A 17,896-nucleotide genomic window follows, 5' to 3' on the forward strand; every position below is an offset into this window, starting at 1 on the left:
TTAGCGCTGCTTTCTGGCGTTGGCGGCCCGGTTCGCTGCGGCCATCGCATCGTAGGAGTCATACAGTTCGGGCCAGTCCTCCCCGGGTTCGAGCGCGTCGGGAGCAATCGTGCCTTGCAGTACCGCCATGCGCACGCTGAGGTTGTCACGGCCGGCGACGGCCAGGAACCCAGCGCATGTCAGGGACGCGGGTGCACCTGTGGAGGGCGCGCTGGCATGGCATCCGAACTGGGCTTGCGCCTGCCCGTCCCAGTGCTCGGGTTGCACGCTCGTGTGTCTGCTGGAGTCGAATACCGAGTCGGGGAAGGCACCCAGGGGGGCGTCTTTGCGCCATGGGCACGTCGCGCACGGGCTTCGGCGGTATCCGGCGACGTTGTCTGTGCGGACGACGCCCCATTCGCCTGCGGGGTCTTCACAGACCCATTCGGGTTCGGTCATGGCGATGCGGTCCTTCACATGGTTCGGTGCGGGGGGCGCTGTCGGGCGTCCGTTCATTCTTCCTGATGCGCGGGGCGGTGTGCGGGCCAGCGCGGGCGGTGGGGTGCGTCTGCGGCGCCTGGACCGCACTGGTCTCAGAAATGCCACCAGCGGTCGTAGCCGTCCGGCACGGTCGGGAACGCCGCGAGCATCGGCCGCAGGATCGCCAGGTGCGCAGCCATGGTTACCGGTTCGTCGGCACCCCAGTAGGTGTGGCCGTCCCAGCGGCCGGTGCGCTTAGCGCCGCAGCGGCCGTCGAGGCCTGCGGTGAGCACCGAGCGCGGGCTGGATACGTCGACCGGTTCGGTGCGTGTGTGGCTCCACAGGCGCAGGGGCCCGAGGCAGGCGGGCGTGTAGCCGTGTTTGCGGCGGTACCAGAGCGCGTCGACGGTGCCGTTGACGGTGTACCAGGTGCGGCCGTACTCGATGGTGGCGTGCTGTTCGGCGGTGAGCGTGGCGAGGTCGCGGGCGTAGTGTCCGACGATGCGGCATCGGTCGGTGCGGTACATGGCGGCTCCGTGCGGTTCGGTGCGCGGCGGTGGCGGGGCGCGGGCGCCTGGCGGCCCGGGTGCGCGGGCCGCCAGCGCGGCGGTGAATTACGCGGCAGTGGCGAGCGTGCGGGCAGCGTGACGGCGGCGGCGTTCGATGAAGCTGCGGTGGACCTCGCGGGCCGCGGTGAGCGTTGCTTCGCGTCCGTTTGCGAGGTGTTCCCAGCGGGCGACGTCGGCTTCCGCGTTCGCTTTGGCGGTGACCAGGCGGGTGATCGTGTTCGGTGCGGTGGTGCCGTGTTCGGCGTCCCACAGGTCGCGGGCGGCCTTGGTAATTGATGCTTTCGCGTTGCGGACCTGTTGGCGCGCGTGGCGGAGCCCGTCGATGGCGTCGGTTTCGCGTGCGGCGAGCGCAGCGGCTGCTTTGTCAAGGATCGCGTCGAGGTCGTCGACGTGCCAGATCGTGGCCAAGGCCGCGCGTTGGGCGGGGTCAATGTCGGGGTCGGCGAGCCAGAGCGCGGTGTCGGCGCGGGCCTCGATGGTGGCGGCGTGGAACTTGTCGGGGCCCGGCAGCGGCAGGTTCGGGTCGTGCGCCCAGGCGGGCCCGGTGGGTGTCCACTGTCCGGCGGCCGGGAGTAGCAGGCCGCCCCAGGGTGTGGCGGGGCCGCGCGTCTCGCGGTGGCGGGGGTCGACGGTGGCGGCGACTTTCCGGATGTTGGCGGCGTGCCAGCCTTTGCACTTAGGGCGGTCGCAGCGGCAGGCGACGATTTCGGCTCGGTAACGGTCGGCGGCGGGGTCGATGCCGGTCACGGTCCAGGTGCCGGAGTCGGGACCCCACGTGTCGGCGCCGTTCGCGGTGCCGGTGAGCGGGTGCGGGTAGTGAGTGAGGGTGTAGCGGGGGGCGGCGGGTGTGCGTGCCATGTCGGAGGGTCCTTCCGTGGTGTGCGGTGCGGCGGGTCCGGCCGGACCAGTGGGTTACGCCCAGGTGCATCCGGGGAAGGTGAGGACGGTTGCGGAGGTGCCGTTGGCGGCGCGGCCGAGGGCGGCCCCGGCGCGGTCGCCTGCGGCGGCAGCGGCGGCGAACATGGCGCGGAATTGGTCGCAGGCGAGCGGTGTGCCGGTGACGGCGGGGGTGCCGCCTTCAGTGCCGGTGGCGAGCGCGAGGCCGGTGCTGGCGATGAGCGCGGCGAAGGCGGTGCGGTTGAGGGTCATGGGGTGGTGCTCCGTTCAGTGCTTGTCCGTGTAGGTCAAGCATAACCGAAGTGAAGACAATTGTCTTCAGTCGTTGCGGTGTTGTGGTCAGTTGCGACCGTTTCGTTGTCAATGGCGCGGTGGCAGCGAATCCCGCCCCACATACCACCGGGCAAACCGCGTCACCAGCTCGCCCCGGGTGAAACCGTCGTGGTCGGCCAGTGCCCCGAACTGTTCCCACACGCCCGTCGGCAAGGGCACCGTGACCGAGAGCCGCTCGTCGCGACTGGCGCTGCGACCGCTCCATTCGGGGCGCACCGGGGGGCGTCCCTCCCCGCACCACCATGCGATGAACGCACCGATGAGTTCGGGTGCGCGGGCTTCGACCGAGGCGGCGGCGGCGGTGAAGTCCGCCGCGAGCGCTGGCGGCAGTTTGACGACGGCGCGGGTGCCTTTCAGGTGGTCGGTCATGCGTGGCCCCTCCCAATTCAAGACGATCGTCTTCAATGGTAGCGGATTCGGGGCGAGCGCGCTCCCGGGCGCGCCGGCAGGGGGCGCCGGCCCCCGCAGCACCGGGACCCGGGCCCAGTGGCGGCACGGGGCCGCCCGCACACGCGGGCGGCCCCGTCGTTCACTGCTGCCGGTGGCCGAACGCGGGCGCGAGGTTCACGCGGGGCCTGCCGGTAAGCAGCGGGGCGGGTGCATGTTCCATAAGCGCCCCTATGGCCGCGAACGGCATCTCGAGCCACAGTGTCGCGCCTGGGCACCGGCGCGGCAGCGGCCGCGCGGGGCGGTGGGCGGCGACGCGATGCAAGGCGACGTTGACACCAACGGCGGCGAAGTCGGCGCCGTACATGCGGTGGTCGCACTCCTCGCAGTGCGCGACCCAGTCGCCCGAGGTCCGGCGGGGGCGGTGGATAACGGTCTTGTCGCGGGTCAAAGCAAGCTCCTTGATCAGATCAGCGGAAGTCGGGGCGGCCCGGCCGAGCAGGCCGGGCCGTCTGCGCGTCAGAACCGGTCGAGGGCCGCCTCGGCGTCGGTCGCCAGCGGCGCGGCGGCGGCGGCCGCTTTCGCACTGGCGGCAGCGTCGGCAAGTGCGGTCACGACGGCGAGCAGTTCGGCCGGGCATCCGGTGATCTCGACGCCGAAGCGTTCGCGCGCCTGCGTCCGCATGGCGTCGGCGAACGCCTCCAGGCAGGCCGCGCCAAGGGTGCGCGCGTCGGGCAGTTCGACGCGCTCCAGTCGCTTCGCGGCGAGCATGTCGGCCCATTCGGCCGGTCCCATCGCGCGGGTCTGCGAGATGTCGAACACCGACCCGACCGGGCGGAAGCACCGCTGGCCCTGGACGGTCTTGGGCACGAACACTTTCGCGGCTTTTTCGCCGTGGATCACGACGCGGCCGCGCTGGACCCATCCGGCCCACGTGTCGAGCGCAGTCGGCGCGATGGCCCGGCGGGTGAACTGGCGGTAGACGAAGTGGAGGTTGCGGGCCGAGTAGCCGGTCACGGCCGGGGAGGCGGCGACGAATCCGAGGATCGCCTGCTGGGCGGCGCGGTTCGAGTCGGCGAGCGCGACGGAGGCGTCCTGTTCGGCCTCGTGAGCCTCGGCCGCTTTGAGGAGGGCGGTAGCGCCGCGCTCGGCGGCGGTGCGGGTGGTGCTGCGGTACATGGTGTCGCTCCGTTCGTTGCTGGTCCGTGTACCGCCAAGTCTAATTTGATCTAAGACAATTGTCTTCACTTGTTGTCGTATTGCGATCGGACGTTGCGGAGTTGTTGCACCGCGATCGTCCGTAATTTTCGAGGAAACGAACGGATCGCAGCACGACTACAAGTCGACTACAACCCCCATCAGATGAAGACGATTGTCTTCATATCGAGTAGGCTTGCGGTACACGGACAACCAACCGAACGGAGCCACCGTGATCAAGCCAACCGCAGCCGCCGCACTCACCGCCGCCGCCGCCGCATTCGCGATCTGCCCCCAGGCCGCGCACGCCGCCACCCTCACCGGCGACGCCGCCCTCGTCATCGGCGGCACGCCCGCCACCGTCACCGTCACCGCACCCGCGCCCCTCAAGCAGGCCGTCACCGTCACCGTCGCCGTGACCGGCCTCGACGCCTACGCCACCGCAACCACCGACACCGCCGGATGCACACCCACCGCACCGGCCGTCATCACCTGCACATTCACCGACTCCAAGCAGGACATCACCATTCCCGTCCAGATCACCCCCGCCCCGGACGCAGGCCTGTATGAGTCCGAGACCGTCACCGGCGCGCTCACCGCGACCGACGCCACTGGAACGGCGACGCTCCCGGTCACCGTGACGGGGAGCCTCCCCGACCCGGACGTCTCCCCGTCCCCCTCGCCCGACCCCTCGGACTCGCCCCACCCGATCGACCCGACGCCGAGCCCGAACGACGAGCCGACCGACACACCCGAGACGAACACCGCCACCGACACCGAAACGGTGTTCCTCCCCGACCCCGCCGACCCCGGGACCGGCTACCACTACCCGACCGGCAGGACGGACCCGGGCACGGGCAGCGAATACGCGGCTCCCTCGGTTGCCGATGCGTCCCCGGCGGTCACCGAGTGGCCCTCGTACTCCCCCGAAGCGCCGAGCGCGGACACGTTCGTCATGCCCGCCGCCGCCACCGGTGACGACGGCGGCGGCATCAACTGGTGGATCACCGGCGGCATCGCTGCCGCTGCGGTCGGCGCAGCGACTGCCGTCGCCGTGCTCAAGCGCCGCCGCGCGAAGCGCGGCGCCGACGCCGGGGACACCGTTGCGGACGATGCCGAGGACACCACGAAGAAAATGCCCACAGTAGAGGCTGAGCGCGCGGCGGCACCCGCGAAGTAGACCGTACGGGAGAGCGGGGCACCAGCTCCGCTCTCCCGATCGAGACAGCTTTGAGCTGGTAATCAACTGTCTATAAGCGACGACAACAAGTCGACTACAACGCACCCGGATGCTTGCGTTTGTGGGTGCGCCACGACAGGATTGGTATATCGCAAGCAAGCAAAAAGTGTTGTTAGACAACTCAACAGGGACATCACAACGACAACGGGACCGCTCGCGCTGCCACGCGAACCGCCCCGAAAGCACGCCTCAACACCATTGTAAGGGAGCGAAACATGGCTCTTGAATGGACACACCTCGCGATCCCCTACCCGGGCAACCGGACCGTGATCGAAGCGCACGCCACCCACTGCCGACACGCTGCGCTCGGCTACGCCGCCGATCCCGCCCGCGACTGTGCCGACATCGAACACCGGCTTACCGCACTCGCGGCCGAAACGGCCAACCTTGCGCACCGCCTTACCGGCACCACACCGACCGTCACCGTCTATCAAGGCCGATGCCTGCTCGGCACCGACCGCCAATGCGTCACCGGCGACGGCATCCCGACCGACGCCCCAGCGCAGGCCGCCCCGGACACTGACGCTGCCGTTCGCGACCGCGCAATCGACGCAGTCATCACCGCACTCGGCGGCGACGAGACCCGCAACGGCCACACCGGCGACCTCGGCACGATCAAGGCGTATCGCGCGCTCGCGGCCGCCGCCGTCGACGCGCTCGGCACCCGCTTCACACTCACGCCCCGATCGGCCGACACCGCCGCACGCTAACCACCGGGCGGGCACCGCTCGGCGGTGTCCGCCCCGCCGTCAACCGCACTCACTGAAAGCGACCCAGTATGACCGCATCCGTCACCACGGCTCACGCCATCCTCGTCGGACACACCACGCGCCGTGCCATCGAACTTGACGCCGCACTGGTCTCGCTCTACCGCCAAGGCCACACCTGGGGCGAAACCTGCGTGAACGATGCCGCCGACCGCTTTCGCGACACCCGCATGAACCTCGCCGCGCTCGCCGGTCACGACCGGCTCCGCCGCGCCTGGCGTGAAGACATCAGAACCCTCGCGCTCCGCCATCACTGCGGCGTCCTCACCACCAGTGAGATCGCCGCGCTCGCGGTAAACATGCTCCACCCCGGGCCGCCTGGTCGCCTCGTCCGCAAGCGCGGCATGGTCGGGTTCCATATCGAACACGACTTCGACTATCTGATGACTCGCGCGCTCACCTCAGGCGCCATCGTCCACGCACTGAACGCCGCGCCGCGCTGACCACCACTGCTCCCCCGCCGGGCCCGGCTCCCGACGGGGGCCTCCAACGCACAGGACGCGCCATAACACACACCTGCCCCGATGCGACACTCGCACTCCGGCCGCGAACCTTCACGCCGACACCAACCACCGCGGCCGCACTACCCCGGGCGCCGACCCTCAGCAATCCCCCGGGCTCGCACATGCATCCACCGTCTCCCGACACCGACGCCCTCGCACCCGCGCTCCTGGCGCTCACCGACGACAGCTACACCATCGCCGACACCGCCGCTCAGTAAGGAAGGCACACCCGTGCACAACGGCCGCATCATGACGCTCATCGCGCACTGCCCCACCTGCGCTGACGACATCATCACCACCGCTACCGTCCGGTACGCGAATGACGGCACCGCCGCGGCACACGGCACGTGCGCGTGCGGTACCCGCGTCATGCGCCCCGTCCTCGGCGGACACCTGCCCCTCCGGCCTGTCTGCGCCTCCTGCGCACCTAGCCCCAGCCCCACCCGCGCCCACGCGCTCCCCGCCAAGGCAGGCGACACCTACCGGCTCGACCTGCCCACGGTCCCCGGCAACCCGACCTGGCCCGCTGACCTTTCCGCCGCCGTCCGCGACGTCGCCGCCCTCCTCGCCGACAACGCCGGCCACAACAACGCCAGCATGTACGCCCCGCTCGCGGCAACGATCGTCGAAGGGGTCTTCGGCCACGTGGCCGCAACCGCGTTCCACGCCGCCGAAGCATGGTTCATCGAACACCGCAAACAGCCGTTCATGGGATGGGGACACGACGCGTCCAAAATACTGCGGGACTGGGCCTGGGAGTATGAAGCGACACTGCCTGAACACGTCGACCGCTAACCGCCGCTACCGCGTACGGATGGGGCGGCGCTTGCGAACGCCGCCCCATGACCGCCCGGCCCTGCACCGTCCCGCTGTCCTTACCGCAATGGAGACCACCCGGCATGTCCACCACCGCATTCCGTGTCACCTTCCGCATCGACCGCGCCCTGTGGCAGGCCTACAGGGACGCTGCCGCCAGTGCCGAACGCGACCCGACCGGGGTCCTCGTCGCCGTCCTCACCGCATGGGCGGAGGCCGCCCCGCTCCCCCACCGGCCGACACCCCCACCAATCGCCATCGCATGGGGCCGCGGCCGCAACGTCACGGTCACCGTCGACCCCGACTGGTGGAGCGCGTTCGCAGACGTGACCGAGGACGCCGGGTACACACGCGCTGCCGTGATCGACCGGGCGTGCCGGTGGTGGCTCGGCATTGACACGCTGCCGCACTCCCCCGCACCGACTAGCGGTTGACGCTGTTGCAGACCCCGGTCAGACTGCACTATGGGCACACGCACTGAAGCAACCACCGACCAGCGTGAGACGGACTTCCACATGTTCGGGCCGGCGACGCTCATCAGAGAAGGGCGCCCCGTTGACTTGCCTACCGGCGGCCCGCGTGAACTGATGGCGCTCCTCCTGATCAATCCGGAGCGCACGGTTCCAGCATCATTGTTCGCGGCAGTGGTGGCCGCCCCTGGAGGGAATGGCACCCAGATCGCCGAAAACAGCTTTGCTGCACTCCGCACCGCTTTGAACGGCAGTGGCGTTGATATCACCCGGTACACGGTCAACCGCGACGGGCACCACCGACGCGAGGAAGGGTTTGCACTTGTCGGCGACGCGGACGTCGACCTCGACCGGTGCAAGTCGCTTCTCGACAGCGCGTTTCTCACGCTGCGCAGCAACAAGGCATCGCGAATCGTCGAGGCCGCCGCGTTTTCCATCGTCGGTGAACCGCTGATCGGACTGACCGGCCCCTACTTTGGGAACCTGCGCGTCCAACTCGAAGCAGCACAGGCACTCCTCATTGACCTTCTCGAGGACATGCGTGAATCTGGGGAAACCTCGCTGGCAAGGGTGTGGAGGAGGCACGCTCCCAAGCTCGAACCGAACGTGTTCGTCGACCACTGGTGTAGCGCCGTCGGCAACCCCGGCACTACGCTCATCACATCAGCGGTGTACGGCACGACCGATGCCAGTCGGAACGTCTGGGTGAGGCGAGATGATGACGTCGCTGAGACTTCGATCTATCTCGGCCGCGGCGACAACGCCGCAGCAGCGCAGCGGGCACTGGTGCGGCTGCTTGACGAGGCGGGCCTCGAAGGGTCCTGGCATGCACCACCCCGTCGCGGCTCCTGGTACCGCAAGCTCTGGGTTCGGACACGCAAGCAGACGTCGCACCTGAGCCTGGAGCAGATCACCGCTGAAATCGAACGCAAGGTCCGCATGGAGGTTTTCGACAAGGACCAAGCAGCCATTGACAACCAGGAAGCCACCGGCGCCGCCGCGCTCATCGCTGCACTCCAGGGCGAGGATCGCGCTTGCATCCGGGTCGGGACGTTGCTCGTCATCAAAGTAGACAGGCAGATCGTGGTGAACAACCTGACGCAGTATCAACTGGCATGGCTTGAACGGCACCAGGCACTGCTGCTGGATCCGGCAGGGCTGCTGCGCGGCCTTGAAGCGTTGCTGGCTTCCGAGCCGTTGGCGGAACTTCCACCGTCCAGTGCGCATTGACATGCGCGCGTGTCGAGAGCAGCGGTAGCCGACGCAGGCTGAACGTTCACGCTGTGCGTTGCAGCGGGGCATTCGTGGGGAGTCGGGCCCGGACGTTCACCGCGTGAACATTCGGGCCGAGCGGCACTCGATGCAACGACAGTGTTTCCCGCGGGACACCCGGCACCGGTTCACGAGGCGACGGTGAGGATGTATGACGCCGAGACGCTGAATCCGCCGGATTCGCCTTCGAACGCCACCGTGTGCTCCCCGGCCGGCAGCGGTTCGAGCGCCACCCAAAGTCCACACATGGTCACTTCGAAGGTGCCGCCGTCACCGAACATGGCGTTGCCGTCGACCACATCGATGATGGCCGTGGTTCCCGGGAACTCATGGGCTTGGACCGACGCCCCGCCGACACTCGCGGCGCCTGCCGCTGCGGACAGGAAACCGTCGCAGTCGTCCGGGCCGCCTGCCATGTTCATGAGCGGGAACACGATCGGGACGTCAGCGGGAATGTCGCAGGCACGGTCGGCATGGCCGCCGAACGTTCCCGCAAGGAACCAGACATCCTCGGGTTGGTTCGCAGCGCAGTTGGCGCCGGTGGCGTCCTCTACCGGGCCTTGCCCGTGCAGTTCGCTGCCTGCCCACGTCCACCAGGCTTCCTGGTCGATCAGTGCCGGGTCAGCGCCGGTGAGCGGGGCCGGTGAAGTCAAGTCAGAGGCTGCAACAGTGGTCGGCTCCTGCGCGGCAGCAGTCGGGCTTGGGGTCGATTCCCGTTCAGCCGTGCCGCAAGCGGACAGGAGAACTATTGCCGCAGCGGCAGTGAGGGAGATTCGCATGAGAGACACGGCGAGAACCTATCAGGCCCCGTCAGTGCAGTCCCAATTCTCCCTCCGGCGTGACAAGTGGCGTTCGCCGAGGGGCATCGTCGATGCGTAGGCGCTTGGCTGCCGGCCCGCCATTCAACGGGGTATCGATGCACCTCAGCGCTGCACTGGCGACGGCCTTACCGTGGCAGGCATCCTCCCTGAGCACCTTCTCGACCGTCGGCGTCGTCGCCCAGCTGATCAGGCGCGGGCGGTGACTCAGATCCGGATCCCGGTAAGGTTCGTTGTCGCGAACGTTCACCGCGTGAACGTTGCGGCGCTGCGGCGTTCGCCGACGCTGCCGGTCACGACATTGCCGACGGCATAGCAATGACAACACTGACGACCACGACAACCATCCAGCGGGGTGCCAGCCATGTGTCGGGCCGCATCCACGGGTACCAGTCACTTTGCTGACGGTCGGTGAGACTGGCTCGCAGCGGCAGCTCGAGGTGCGGTTTCGCTGCGGGGATCGTCGCAAGGTCATGATCGGGGCACGTGCGTGCGGCGGCACGCGTGCGGTGGCGGCAGACGCGTTGGATTTCCAGCGAGCCGATGAGCGGCTGGGGCAGTTTGGCGGCGAAGGAGTGCACTTCTCTCGGGGACAGCCAATGCGCCCACGGGTGCTCGTGACGGTCGAAGGTCAGTTGCCCAAGGTTTCGCTGCGGCGCCATCATGGCGTGACCGTAACTAAGGTCCGGGCCGTAGCGTGGGAGGCGCGGCGGTGCGCGTCAGGCAGTCGCAGTGCACTGCCGCGGTTGAGCGCGGCATGAAACCTTGCACGACCACTGTCAGACGGCGCGGTGTTCGCGAAAGACGGAGGTGTGCTTTGACGTGTTCGCGCGGCGTATACACGACGGGGCACCCGGGCACCGGATCTGTTGTTCACCGGGTGAACAACAGGGCGCGCCGCTTGACGTGGTCGTGTCAGCATGGGAGGGGCCGGTGGCACCAGTGGAGCAGTGTTCCTTGCACGAAAGGGGTGTCTCCTGTAGGAGACACCCACGGTAATGACGTGGGCACCATTGGCGCCCTGACCCTGGCGGCAGCCAACGGAGCACACGTCACCGCTCGCAATGCTCGTTACCGGTCCTCCATCAAGACCTGGTGGTGCTCCCCCGTACTTGGCCGGAGCGTCGACGAGCGTCCGTAACATGCCCCAACGCAGGAGGCGCGGTCCGCTGACGTGCTTACAACGCGACGCCGTCCAATTGCTCGGCGGTGATGTTCATCCATCCGGTCGCCATCGCTTCGGTGAACTCGGCCGTTTGCATCCCGAGCGCCGCAATGGACCAGTCGAGTTGTGTTTGCAGCAGGCGCATGCATTCAGCGGCGATGAACACGGCTGCGGTCGTGCCGTGCAGTGCGAAGGCAAGCGTGTCCGGTTGCGGCGGTGCCTCCTGCGTGGCGGTCACCCCGGTGATGCGGGTGGTGAGGTCGAGGGCGTGTCGTCGCGCGGTCGTGCCGGCGCCGGCGATGGTGATGGTGTGTGTCGCGGCGTCGCCGGCAGTGTCGCGGCAGTGTGCGGCGGCGATCGCAGCGAGTTTGCGTCGTGCCGCGTACATGCCGGGCCTTTCCTGGAGTGCGATCACGGCGTCCACTTGGTCCGCGAAGAGGTGGTACGTCGGGCCAGGGGCAGCATTCATGCCGTCATGATACGGGTGAGCGACCGTGTGAGCGGCGCAGAGCGGCAGTGCGCGACGGTGTCATGCCATGGCGCGGTGTCGTTGTTCACGGGGTGAACATGGCTGCCGGTGTCAACGCTCACCAGAAAAGATGTCATACCTTAGACATCTTTTGGAAGTCGTGATGGACGCCCAGAACCCACCTCATGTTGGCGCTCCCGCGCGCTTCGAGTCCCCCACCGTTGCAGCCGTGGGTGACTACTGGGCCGATGCCACCGGCGACGACGTTCCAACGGTCACTGCGATGCGGCACTGGGCCTACGTCGGCGAGATCGGCACCGGCATCGCCTACGTCGACGACGACCACGGTTGGCTCTGGGTCGCCTACCCCGCCGACAACGGCGACACCGATCGCGCGCTGCGTGCGCACTTTCCCGAAGCACCCGTCCACCGATTCGGTCGCGGCGGCCTCATACGGCTCCTTCGACGACCGCTCACCAACGATGACAACACCAACCTCGACGACTTCCAGCCATGGCCGCGTCCGGTGTTCCACAACGAAGTCCCCGACTGGTGCAACCCGGTCTACCTGTACCGGTTCGCCAACGCCGGTTGGATCAGCGCCGACACCGACGATGCCGCGCTGCATGTGCCGTGGACCGTCGCCACTGACGCCGACGCGGACGCGCTCCTCGCGCGCCCCCGTACATGGTGGGCCGACCACGGCTGGCTCGACCTTGACACGGCGCCCGGTGACTCCGAACCGCCTCCCGCACGGCACCTGACGGCACTGGTCGACCGGGGCGTCCGCGCCGACGTCGCCATCGCGGCCTTCGGTGCGGGCCTCACGGACGTGGACGCCATTGCGGCACTGGAAGCGCCAGCCGTGCCGGAGGCAGCGACGCGAGTCGTCGTTGAACAGGTCGGGTGGCTGTCACGGTTGCGCCGCGCCGGTCTCGCCGCCGTGTTCGCGGACGCCGCCAGTGCGACCGCCGTCTTGGCCGAGAATCCCTCCTGGTGGTTCCGTCCCCTCGTGATCGACACCGATCCGGCAGTGCAACTCATCCATGACAGCGATGACTGGTCAGCGTGGTCAGATGGCTTGTTCGGGCCGTTGTGGCAGCCGGCAGCAAGCGAGCGGCCGAAGGCGCTGCAAGGTGTCACCGCGCTCATGGACATGGTGTGCGCGAGCGAGAACCTGACCGAGCTTGACGCGGCGGGCTTGTGGACGCAATGGATTAACGCGTCGGGTTTCCGCAGTGTCATCATCGACACGGTCGTGCACTCGCGGTCGATCGCGGTCGCGCCGGACAAGGTTGCCGAGCGGACGCTGACGCTCCTCCGCCATGACGTCGGCGTTCTCTCTGGCGCACCGGTGTCGGCTTGGCAGTTGCGTTCGTCGTTCGCCGTCCGGTATGGGGTCCAGGGGCTCGGGGTGGACCGCGGCGGCCATACGGCGTTCTTTCCCACGGCAGCCTCGGCTCGCGCGGCGTGGCAGGAAGCGGCCGGTCTCGAGCAGCCGGTCATGTCGCTGGAGGAGTTGGCGTCCGTGATCGGGGTGCGGCACACGGCGCTGTACCGTGCGCTCAACCGGGCGACGCAACCGGACGTGATGTATCGCGGGCCGGTGCCGACACTGACTATGGAGGACGGCCGCCGGTGGTTTGAGCCGTGGCCGGTCATCACGTGGCATCGGGGCCGGCCGGGCCGGGGACCGGGCCGCGGCCACCGGTCCGTGTGCCGCGGCCGCTGAACCTACCCGTACATGGCTGTTGTTCACCGGGTGAACAACAGCAGGGCCGCCAAGGTTGCCGCTGCCTCGATAGTCGAGGTGTTGTTCACGGCGTGAACAACGGTGGGTCCAGTGGCGTCCGGTGGCGCCGCACGGCGTTCCTATCAGGAGCGGCTGCCGCCACGGCAACGCCAGAAGCGCCACGCCGTAGTATTGGTGCAGGTGGAAGCCGCTCTGTGCAGGCCCCGGTTGCATGAGCTTGGCGCGCATCGACACCGACCTCGGCCGGTAAAATAATGTTTTACTGCGAATGCTCGTGAATCCAAGGGCGCGTTTAGCATCGTCGATCAACGCTTGCACGTCACTGTCATCGGTGGTCAACGCGGGTAGAACCTGGCCGTCATCGGTGAAGTCGACACTGCTGAGCAAGTACCGCACATGCTGCCGCAAGTCCTCCATGGCGCCGAGGTCCGACCGATCCTCAGCGGCGACCTCGAACAGTGCCGCCAGTTCCGCGACACCCCCCGCTTCACTGAACCGAAGTGCGCGACGTCGCAACACCAATGCCCGCACTTGCGCGAACCAGGCCGCGCCGTCGTCGCGGGCCACCGGCCGGGCATCAGGTGACGCGGGCTGCGCTGGCAGCGTCGGTCGGGCCGCAGCGGACTCCGCATACTCGTTCGGACGTGCTTCGCTGCGGCGCAGGAACCGTTCCGCAACCTTGAGGCGGCCGTTGAACGCTTGCTTCGACAACCGGCCGAAGCAGTGGTACGCGAACGTCCCCAAGTCGATTTGGCCGACGCCGGTGCGTTTCTTCCGCCGTACCGCTTCGGCGAGCGCCAGACGTCGCTGGTGCGCGCGCCGCTCGTCGACGAACAGTCGCCATTCCAGCCATGCCGCGAGCACGCCCGCGTCGAACAGGTCCTCTTCAGCGAACCGGTCGACGTGTGCGATCACTAGTGAGCAGACGGCGGCGGCATCGTCAAGGTCGCGACTCAGGCGGGCTTCCAACGGGTCGTCAAGTGCGCGCCGCCGGTCGGCAATGGCGTCAAGGGCGGCCTGTGCCGCATCGCGGTCAACCGGATGCACACGCGTCGCCGGTCGCCCCGGGGTGCGTCCGCGGGCTTTCTCCACTCGGCCTCCTGGTTCCCGTTCGCTGCTATCGTCACTGAGACTGACGCTACAGGCACGGCGCCGTACCCGATGACGTACACCGCCGTCGTGACACCTGCACGGCATGGGGCCAGTGCGGCTCACTTCGTGACGCTTGCTTCGGCCGTGCCGTGAGGAGCGATGGGGCAGGAGAAATGCTCGATCTGGTAGTGCCCACGGGTATGCCGTCGTCACGGCGAACTTTGCACCGTGGGAGTGCCGTGATCGTTCACCGCGTGAACATGCCGTCCGTGCGATGGTCGCTGGAAGGCGGGGGACGTCAGCAGCCATGGTTGTTCACGCGATGAACAACCGGGCGCCATTCGCGCATGCCATCACCCGTCTCCAGGGTGCACCGTCTAGGCTCGGAGCAGCCACATGGAGGCAGTCCGCCAATGCTGCCGCCAACGGGAGCGTTCGCGGAGAGCTGCGCATACGCCGCTGGCGTGTTGTTCACGCGGTGAACAACCACAGGTGCGACCCGTGTACGCCGACGCGAAGCCGCGCGTTCACCCCGTGAACAACAGCGACACCCAGCAGCTTTCGAAATACCCGAAATATGGCCTCTTGTGTAACGCCGCCAACGGGAAAGAGCCCTACAACTCAAAAAATACGCGTGTCAGGGGTGTGCGTGCTTTCCGCCGATGGTTATGCTCGACCTCGTGACCACGTCCCAACCTGTGAAGGTGCATCAGCCATGACCGTCCCTCTCCGCCAGCAATGGATGATCCGACACGGCATCGCCCCCTCCGACCTCGCCGGGAAGATCTTCACCGTTGCCGCCTACAAGGGAGGCGTGGGCAAGACCTTCCTCGCCACCGAACTCGCGTACCTCCTCGGCGCGATCCTCATCGACTTCGAATGGGATGAAGGCTCCGCGTCCATCGCCTTGGGCTACCACCCTGAGGACCGGCAGCGGTCCATCATCATCGACGCGATCAACAACGAGCGCACCCCCCGTCCCATCTGGGCCGGTGACCATGAGCAACCCGGACGGCCCGCGCTCATCCCCGGACACTCCGACTTCGAAGACCGCCAGCCTTCCGCGGCCGCGACCGCGAAGCTCCTCAACGCGTGGGCCGCCGAACTCGGTACCAAGTACGGCCGCCCCATCGTCCTCGACACCCACCCCGGCGGGTCCCCCTCCACCTTGGGAGCGATCAGCGCCGCGAACCTCACGATCATCCCGACCGTGTTCAAAGAACGCGAAATGCAAGCGCTCGAAGGCATGCTGAAAGAAGTCGGCGACTACCCGCTCCTCATGGTCCCCAACATGACCTCGGCCTCCCCGCCCGACCGGTTCCTCACCTGGGCCGTCCGCCTCTCCGAGACCTACCAGGTCCCGATCGCTGACGACTTCATCCGCAACTACGCGTGGCTGCCCAGCCGCGCCCTGCGCATGGTCAACAGCTCGGTCGACCACGCCCCCGTGAAGAAAGCCGCCCCGCTCGTCGCATCGTTGAACACCATCGCCAAGGAGGTCGCCGTCCGGTGTCTGGCAACGCAGTAGAGAAACTGAAAGCGAAAAAGGAAGCGGCGAAGCGCGGTCGGGGAGCGCCACCGCCGGCACACCCGAAACCGCCCATGGACCTGGGCGTCAGTGACAGCGGCGGCGGCACGGTGCCGCCCGCGGACGTCCCTGACGGACCCGGCGAGTACGGGGCACTGCCGATCAAGAAAGTCGCCGCGAACCCGCGAAACCCACGGAAGGTCTTCCGCGGCCTGGACGGCCTGGCGAACTCGATCCGCACCGACGGGCAACTGCAACCGGTCACCGTCGTCACCCGCGCCGCGTATCTCGCGCTGTTCCCCGACGATGCGGCCGCCATCGCGAAAGCCGAATGGGTGGCGTGCATGGGGTCGCGTCGCATCAACGCCATCCAGCAAGCACCCGACCTCACCACCGTGAACGCGGTCGTGGACGACCGGTTGGCCGAGTCCGCGCTCAGGTTCCACAAAGCGGCCGTCGAGGAGAACCAGAACCGCGCGGACCTGACGCCCATGGAAGAAGGCCGGGCGTTCATCGAGATCGCCGACGTTATTGGCTACGGCGGGCAAACCAAAGTCGCCGAGATGTTCATCTTGTCCAAAGCGTACGTGTCGCAGCGGATCAAGTTGCTGAAACTCATCGACCCCATGCAGGCGATCCTGGACCGCTCGGACTACAAAGAGCTCGTGCCGCTGTCGACCGCGGTCACGCTCGCGCAGCTCGACGCTGCCGAGCAGGAAACGGTGGCGAAGCCGATCCTGGCGCTCCCCGCCGAGGAGCAGTACGCGGCATGGAAAATGTGGGCGGCGTCGTCGCGAGACGCGTCCACGGTCGCACCAGCGCCGGCAGCGCCTGAACCTGTTCACGACGTGAACAACATTGAGCCCGCTCGTTCAGCACCGGCCGCACCCGCAGCGCCCGAACCCACACCGGCAACGCCCAGCGCCGACGGCGCAACGCCACCCGAGGTGTCGGCCGCGCCCGTTCCTGCGGCCGCCGAGCCGCCAGCGGCACACGCACCAGCTGCTGGCCTGGCTGTTCCCTCGGCACCGCCGCGCCGTACCGCCGAGGACACCGCTGCGGCACCGGTCCCGAATGTGCCCGAGCAAACCACACCAGTGGCAGCGGCGCCCTCGGCGAAGGACGACACTGCCGTGCGCGCTGCCGTGTCGGTGCTGAAACGGTACGACGCGGAGACGATCGCGACCATGCTCATCGCCGAATGCGACCCTGATGACGTCTCACGGCTCGCTGAGGTCCTGTACGAACGCGTCAGCGCCGCTTAGACCCGACAACCACGGTCGCTTCGCGTCTGCAACGAGTGCGGCCCCGGGGGATGACTCCTCCGGGGCCGCACTCGTTCCTATGCGGGAGGTTGTTCACCGGGTGAACACTGCGGCCACAGGACCCGCCCGTCCCACACCTCGACGGCCCAACCGGGCCGGGCACGCCACTCGGTCAGGGTCTCCTGGAATCCCGGCGCGTCGAACACGCCGGAGCGCACACCGACGTATTCGCGTTTCGTCTCGTTCGGGTGTTCGGTCATGACCACTTCAATCCACACGTCCAGGTGCGGATCCAGGTTGAGGCCGGTGAGTGCGCATTGGTTGCAGCCTCGTGCGCACACGAGGTGGATCGTGGCGCGGCCTTCAGCGGTCCGGTGGTCGATCTTCTGCGTGAGCGCATCCATCATGTTCTGTGCGAACGGGTCCACGAGGTATTCCTTTGCAAGCGGTAGGCACCGGCAGGTGGCCGCATCGACAGTGCTGCCGAGCGCGTCGGGGAAGCGGCCGACCGCGAGGTGCAGCGGCTCGGTGGCACGCGACGACGGCGGACGAGGGCGTCAACGGATCGAATGAGCGGGGGAGGAGCGGCCGGGGCCCCGTTGCGGTCCCGGCCGCTGCGGCGCCGCTGGTGGCGTGCCGGTCCCGCAGCGGTCCATGCGGCAGGGATGGCCTTCGTCATGGTGCGACTCGCCGCCGCGACAGCCGCATCGATCGTGCGGCTTGCCTGGGGACACTGCAATATTGTCGTCCGCTATAGGTATGGACCAGCGAAACGGCCGCTTGTAGCGCAGCTGTTGCGCGGTCGTGGTGCCTGGTTGATCGCCGGGGGAGGGGGTCCGGCAATCTTTTCCGGACCTATCGGTGGCCTCGTCTTGTGGGCGCGTGACGCCGTTCCC

At 67.9% G+C, this 17,896-nt stretch carries 22 protein-coding genes; 10 read left to right on the forward strand and 12 right to left on the reverse strand.

Annotated elements, in window-relative coordinates; all coding sequences use genetic code 11:
• The 7 genes from LO763_RS22550 to LO763_RS22580 all read right to left on the reverse strand — a co-directional run bounded on the left by LO763_RS22550 (position 1) and on the right by LO763_RS22580 (position 3,824).
• Positions 1-438 carry a DUF6283 family protein gene (locus LO763_RS22550; RefSeq protein WP_230789222.1) on the reverse strand — a complete coding sequence of 146 codons (438 nt, stop codon included), beginning with the start codon at positions 436-438 and terminating at the stop codon, positions 1-3.
• 134 nt (positions 439-572) lie between these two features.
• Positions 573-986 (reverse strand): hypothetical protein, encoded by a 414-nt coding sequence (locus LO763_RS22555; protein ID WP_230789225.1) that lies wholly within the window; start codon positions 984-986, stop codon positions 573-575.
• Between the two features lie 87 nt (positions 987-1,073).
• Complete coding sequence (locus LO763_RS22560) at positions 1,074-1,886, reverse strand: hypothetical protein (RefSeq protein WP_230789228.1); 813 nt, start codon at positions 1,884-1,886, stop codon at positions 1,074-1,076.
• A gap of 54 nt (positions 1,887-1,940) precedes the next feature.
• Positions 1,941-2,177 carry a hypothetical protein gene (locus LO763_RS22565; protein WP_230789231.1) on the reverse strand — a complete coding sequence of 79 codons (237 nt, stop codon included), beginning with the start codon at positions 2,175-2,177 and terminating at the stop codon, positions 1,941-1,943.
• A gap of 108 nt (positions 2,178-2,285) precedes the next feature.
• Positions 2,286-2,627: a hypothetical protein gene (locus tag LO763_RS22570; protein ID WP_230789234.1), complete on the reverse strand. Its 342-nt coding sequence runs from the start codon at positions 2,625-2,627 to the stop codon at positions 2,286-2,288.
• A gap of 160 nt (positions 2,628-2,787) precedes the next feature.
• The gene (locus LO763_RS22575; protein WP_230789237.1) at positions 2,788-3,096 is read right to left on the reverse strand and encodes a hypothetical protein; all 309 of its coding nucleotides are present in this window, start codon (positions 3,094-3,096) and stop codon (positions 2,788-2,790) included.
• Positions 3,097-3,164: 68 nt separating this feature from the next.
• Positions 3,165-3,824, reverse strand: a complete 660-nt coding sequence (locus LO763_RS22580) for a hypothetical protein (protein WP_230789239.1) — start codon at positions 3,822-3,824, stop codon at positions 3,165-3,167.
• A gap of 250 nt (positions 3,825-4,074) precedes the next feature.
• Between LO763_RS22580 and LO763_RS22585 the strand changes: the two genes are divergently transcribed.
• From LO763_RS22585 to LO763_RS22610, 6 genes are all read left to right on the forward strand, one after another.
• Positions 4,075-5,022, forward strand: a complete 948-nt coding sequence (locus tag LO763_RS22585; RefSeq protein WP_230789241.1) for a hypothetical protein — start codon at positions 4,075-4,077, stop codon at positions 5,020-5,022.
• A 275-nt stretch (positions 5,023-5,297) separates the two neighbouring features.
• Positions 5,298-5,792, forward strand: coding sequence for a hypothetical protein (locus tag LO763_RS22590; protein WP_230789242.1), 495 nt, complete (start codon positions 5,298-5,300; stop codon positions 5,790-5,792).
• 68 nt (positions 5,793-5,860) lie between these two features.
• Complete coding sequence (locus LO763_RS22595; RefSeq protein ID WP_230789244.1) at positions 5,861-6,292, forward strand: hypothetical protein; 432 nt, start codon at positions 5,861-5,863, stop codon at positions 6,290-6,292.
• A gap of 291 nt (positions 6,293-6,583) precedes the next feature.
• Positions 6,584-7,147, forward strand: a complete 564-nt coding sequence (locus LO763_RS22600; RefSeq protein ID WP_230789246.1) for a hypothetical protein — start codon at positions 6,584-6,586, stop codon at positions 7,145-7,147.
• 104 nt (positions 7,148-7,251) lie between these two features.
• Positions 7,252-7,602 carry a hypothetical protein gene (locus LO763_RS22605; RefSeq protein WP_230789249.1) on the forward strand — a complete coding sequence of 117 codons (351 nt, stop codon included), beginning with the start codon at positions 7,252-7,254 and terminating at the stop codon, positions 7,600-7,602.
• A 30-nt stretch (positions 7,603-7,632) separates the two neighbouring features.
• Positions 7,633-8,868: an AfsR/SARP family transcriptional regulator gene (locus LO763_RS22610; protein WP_230789251.1), complete on the forward strand. Its 1,236-nt coding sequence runs from the start codon at positions 7,633-7,635 to the stop codon at positions 8,866-8,868.
• A gap of 170 nt (positions 8,869-9,038) precedes the next feature.
• On the opposite strand, the gene LO763_RS22615 is transcribed toward LO763_RS22610, so the two are convergent.
• The 4 genes from LO763_RS22615 to LO763_RS22630 all read right to left on the reverse strand — a co-directional run bounded on the left by LO763_RS22615 (position 9,039) and on the right by LO763_RS22630 (position 11,362).
• Complete coding sequence (locus LO763_RS22615; RefSeq protein ID WP_230789253.1) at positions 9,039-9,698, reverse strand: hypothetical protein; 660 nt, start codon at positions 9,696-9,698, stop codon at positions 9,039-9,041.
• Between the two features lie 22 nt (positions 9,699-9,720).
• Entirely contained in the window at positions 9,721-9,978 is a 258-nt protein-coding gene (locus LO763_RS22620; protein ID WP_230789255.1) for a hypothetical protein, read from the reverse strand.
• A 43-nt stretch (positions 9,979-10,021) separates the two neighbouring features.
• Positions 10,022-10,393, reverse strand: coding sequence for a hypothetical protein (locus tag LO763_RS22625; RefSeq protein WP_230789257.1), 372 nt, complete (start codon positions 10,391-10,393; stop codon positions 10,022-10,024).
• A 513-nt stretch (positions 10,394-10,906) separates the two neighbouring features.
• The gene (locus tag LO763_RS22630) at positions 10,907-11,362 is read right to left on the reverse strand and encodes a hypothetical protein (RefSeq protein WP_230789259.1); all 456 of its coding nucleotides are present in this window, start codon (positions 11,360-11,362) and stop codon (positions 10,907-10,909) included.
• Between the two features lie 229 nt (positions 11,363-11,591).
• On the opposite strand from LO763_RS22630, the gene LO763_RS22635 reads away from it, so the two are divergent.
• The 4 genes from LO763_RS22635 (at position 11,592) to LO763_RS22650 (ending at position 17,000) form a co-directional block, all read left to right on the forward strand.
• Positions 11,592-13,094 (forward strand): hypothetical protein, encoded by a 1,503-nt coding sequence (locus LO763_RS22635; protein WP_230789261.1) that lies wholly within the window; start codon positions 11,592-11,594, stop codon positions 13,092-13,094.
• 720 nt (positions 13,095-13,814) lie between these two features.
• The gene (locus LO763_RS22640; protein ID WP_230789263.1) at positions 13,815-14,033 is read left to right on the forward strand and encodes a hypothetical protein; all 219 of its coding nucleotides are present in this window, start codon (positions 13,815-13,817) and stop codon (positions 14,031-14,033) included.
• Positions 14,034-14,922: 889 nt separating this feature from the next.
• A complete protein-coding gene (locus LO763_RS22645) occupies positions 14,923-15,735 on the forward strand; it encodes a ParA family protein (RefSeq protein WP_230789266.1) in 813 nt (270 codons plus the stop codon).
• Positions 15,717-17,000: a ParB/RepB/Spo0J family partition protein gene (locus tag LO763_RS22650; protein ID WP_230789269.1), complete on the forward strand. Its 1,284-nt coding sequence runs from the start codon at positions 15,717-15,719 to the stop codon at positions 16,998-17,000. Before LO763_RS22645 ends, LO763_RS22650 begins: the two co-directional genes overlap by 19 nt.
• Before the next feature lie 77 nt (positions 17,001-17,077).
• On the opposite strand, the gene LO763_RS22655 is transcribed toward LO763_RS22650, so the two are convergent.
• Positions 17,078-17,428 (reverse strand): hypothetical protein, encoded by a 351-nt coding sequence (locus tag LO763_RS22655; protein ID WP_230789272.1) that lies wholly within the window; start codon positions 17,426-17,428, stop codon positions 17,078-17,080.
• Positions 17,429-17,896 lie beyond the last annotated feature (468 nt).

The organism is Glycomyces amatae, from assembly GCF_020991375.1.
In the GTDB taxonomy this organism is placed as follows: domain Bacteria; phylum Actinomycetota; class Actinomycetes; order Mycobacteriales; family Micromonosporaceae; genus Glycomyces; species Glycomyces amatae.

Bases quoted from the DNA above. Each gene is read 5' to 3' on its own strand.
- LO763_RS22550 (WP_230789222.1), bottom strand. From the start codon at position 438: ATGACCGAACCCGAATGGGTCTGTGAAGACCCCGCAGGCGAATGGGGC.
- LO763_RS22555 (WP_230789225.1), bottom strand. From the start codon at position 986: ATGTACCGCACCGACCGATGCCGCATCGTCGGACACTACGCCCGCGAC.
- LO763_RS22560 (WP_230789228.1), bottom strand. From the start codon at position 1,886: ATGGCACGCACACCCGCCGCCCCCCGCTACACCCTCACTCACTACCCG.
- LO763_RS22565 (WP_230789231.1), bottom strand. From the start codon at position 2,177: ATGACCCTCAACCGCACCGCCTTCGCCGCGCTCATCGCCAGCACCGGC.
- LO763_RS22570 (WP_230789234.1), bottom strand. From the start codon at position 2,627: ATGACCGACCACCTGAAAGGCACCCGCGCCGTCGTCAAACTGCCGCCA.
- LO763_RS22580 (WP_230789239.1), bottom strand. From the start codon at position 3,824: ATGTACCGCAGCACCACCCGCACCGCCGCCGAGCGCGGCGCTACCGCC.
- LO763_RS22590 (WP_230789242.1), top strand. From the start codon at position 5,298: ATGGCTCTTGAATGGACACACCTCGCGATCCCCTACCCGGGCAACCGG.
- LO763_RS22595 (WP_230789244.1), top strand. From the start codon at position 5,861: ATGACCGCATCCGTCACCACGGCTCACGCCATCCTCGTCGGACACACC.
- LO763_RS22605 (WP_230789249.1), top strand. From the start codon at position 7,252: ATGTCCACCACCGCATTCCGTGTCACCTTCCGCATCGACCGCGCCCTG.
- LO763_RS22610 (WP_230789251.1), top strand. From the start codon at position 7,633: ATGGGCACACGCACTGAAGCAACCACCGACCAGCGTGAGACGGACTTC.
- LO763_RS22625 (WP_230789257.1), bottom strand. From the start codon at position 10,393: ATGATGGCGCCGCAGCGAAACCTTGGGCAACTGACCTTCGACCGTCAC.
- LO763_RS22630 (WP_230789259.1), bottom strand. From the start codon at position 11,362: ATGAATGCTGCCCCTGGCCCGACGTACCACCTCTTCGCGGACCAAGTG.
- LO763_RS22645 (WP_230789266.1), top strand. From the start codon at position 14,923: ATGACCGTCCCTCTCCGCCAGCAATGGATGATCCGACACGGCATCGCC.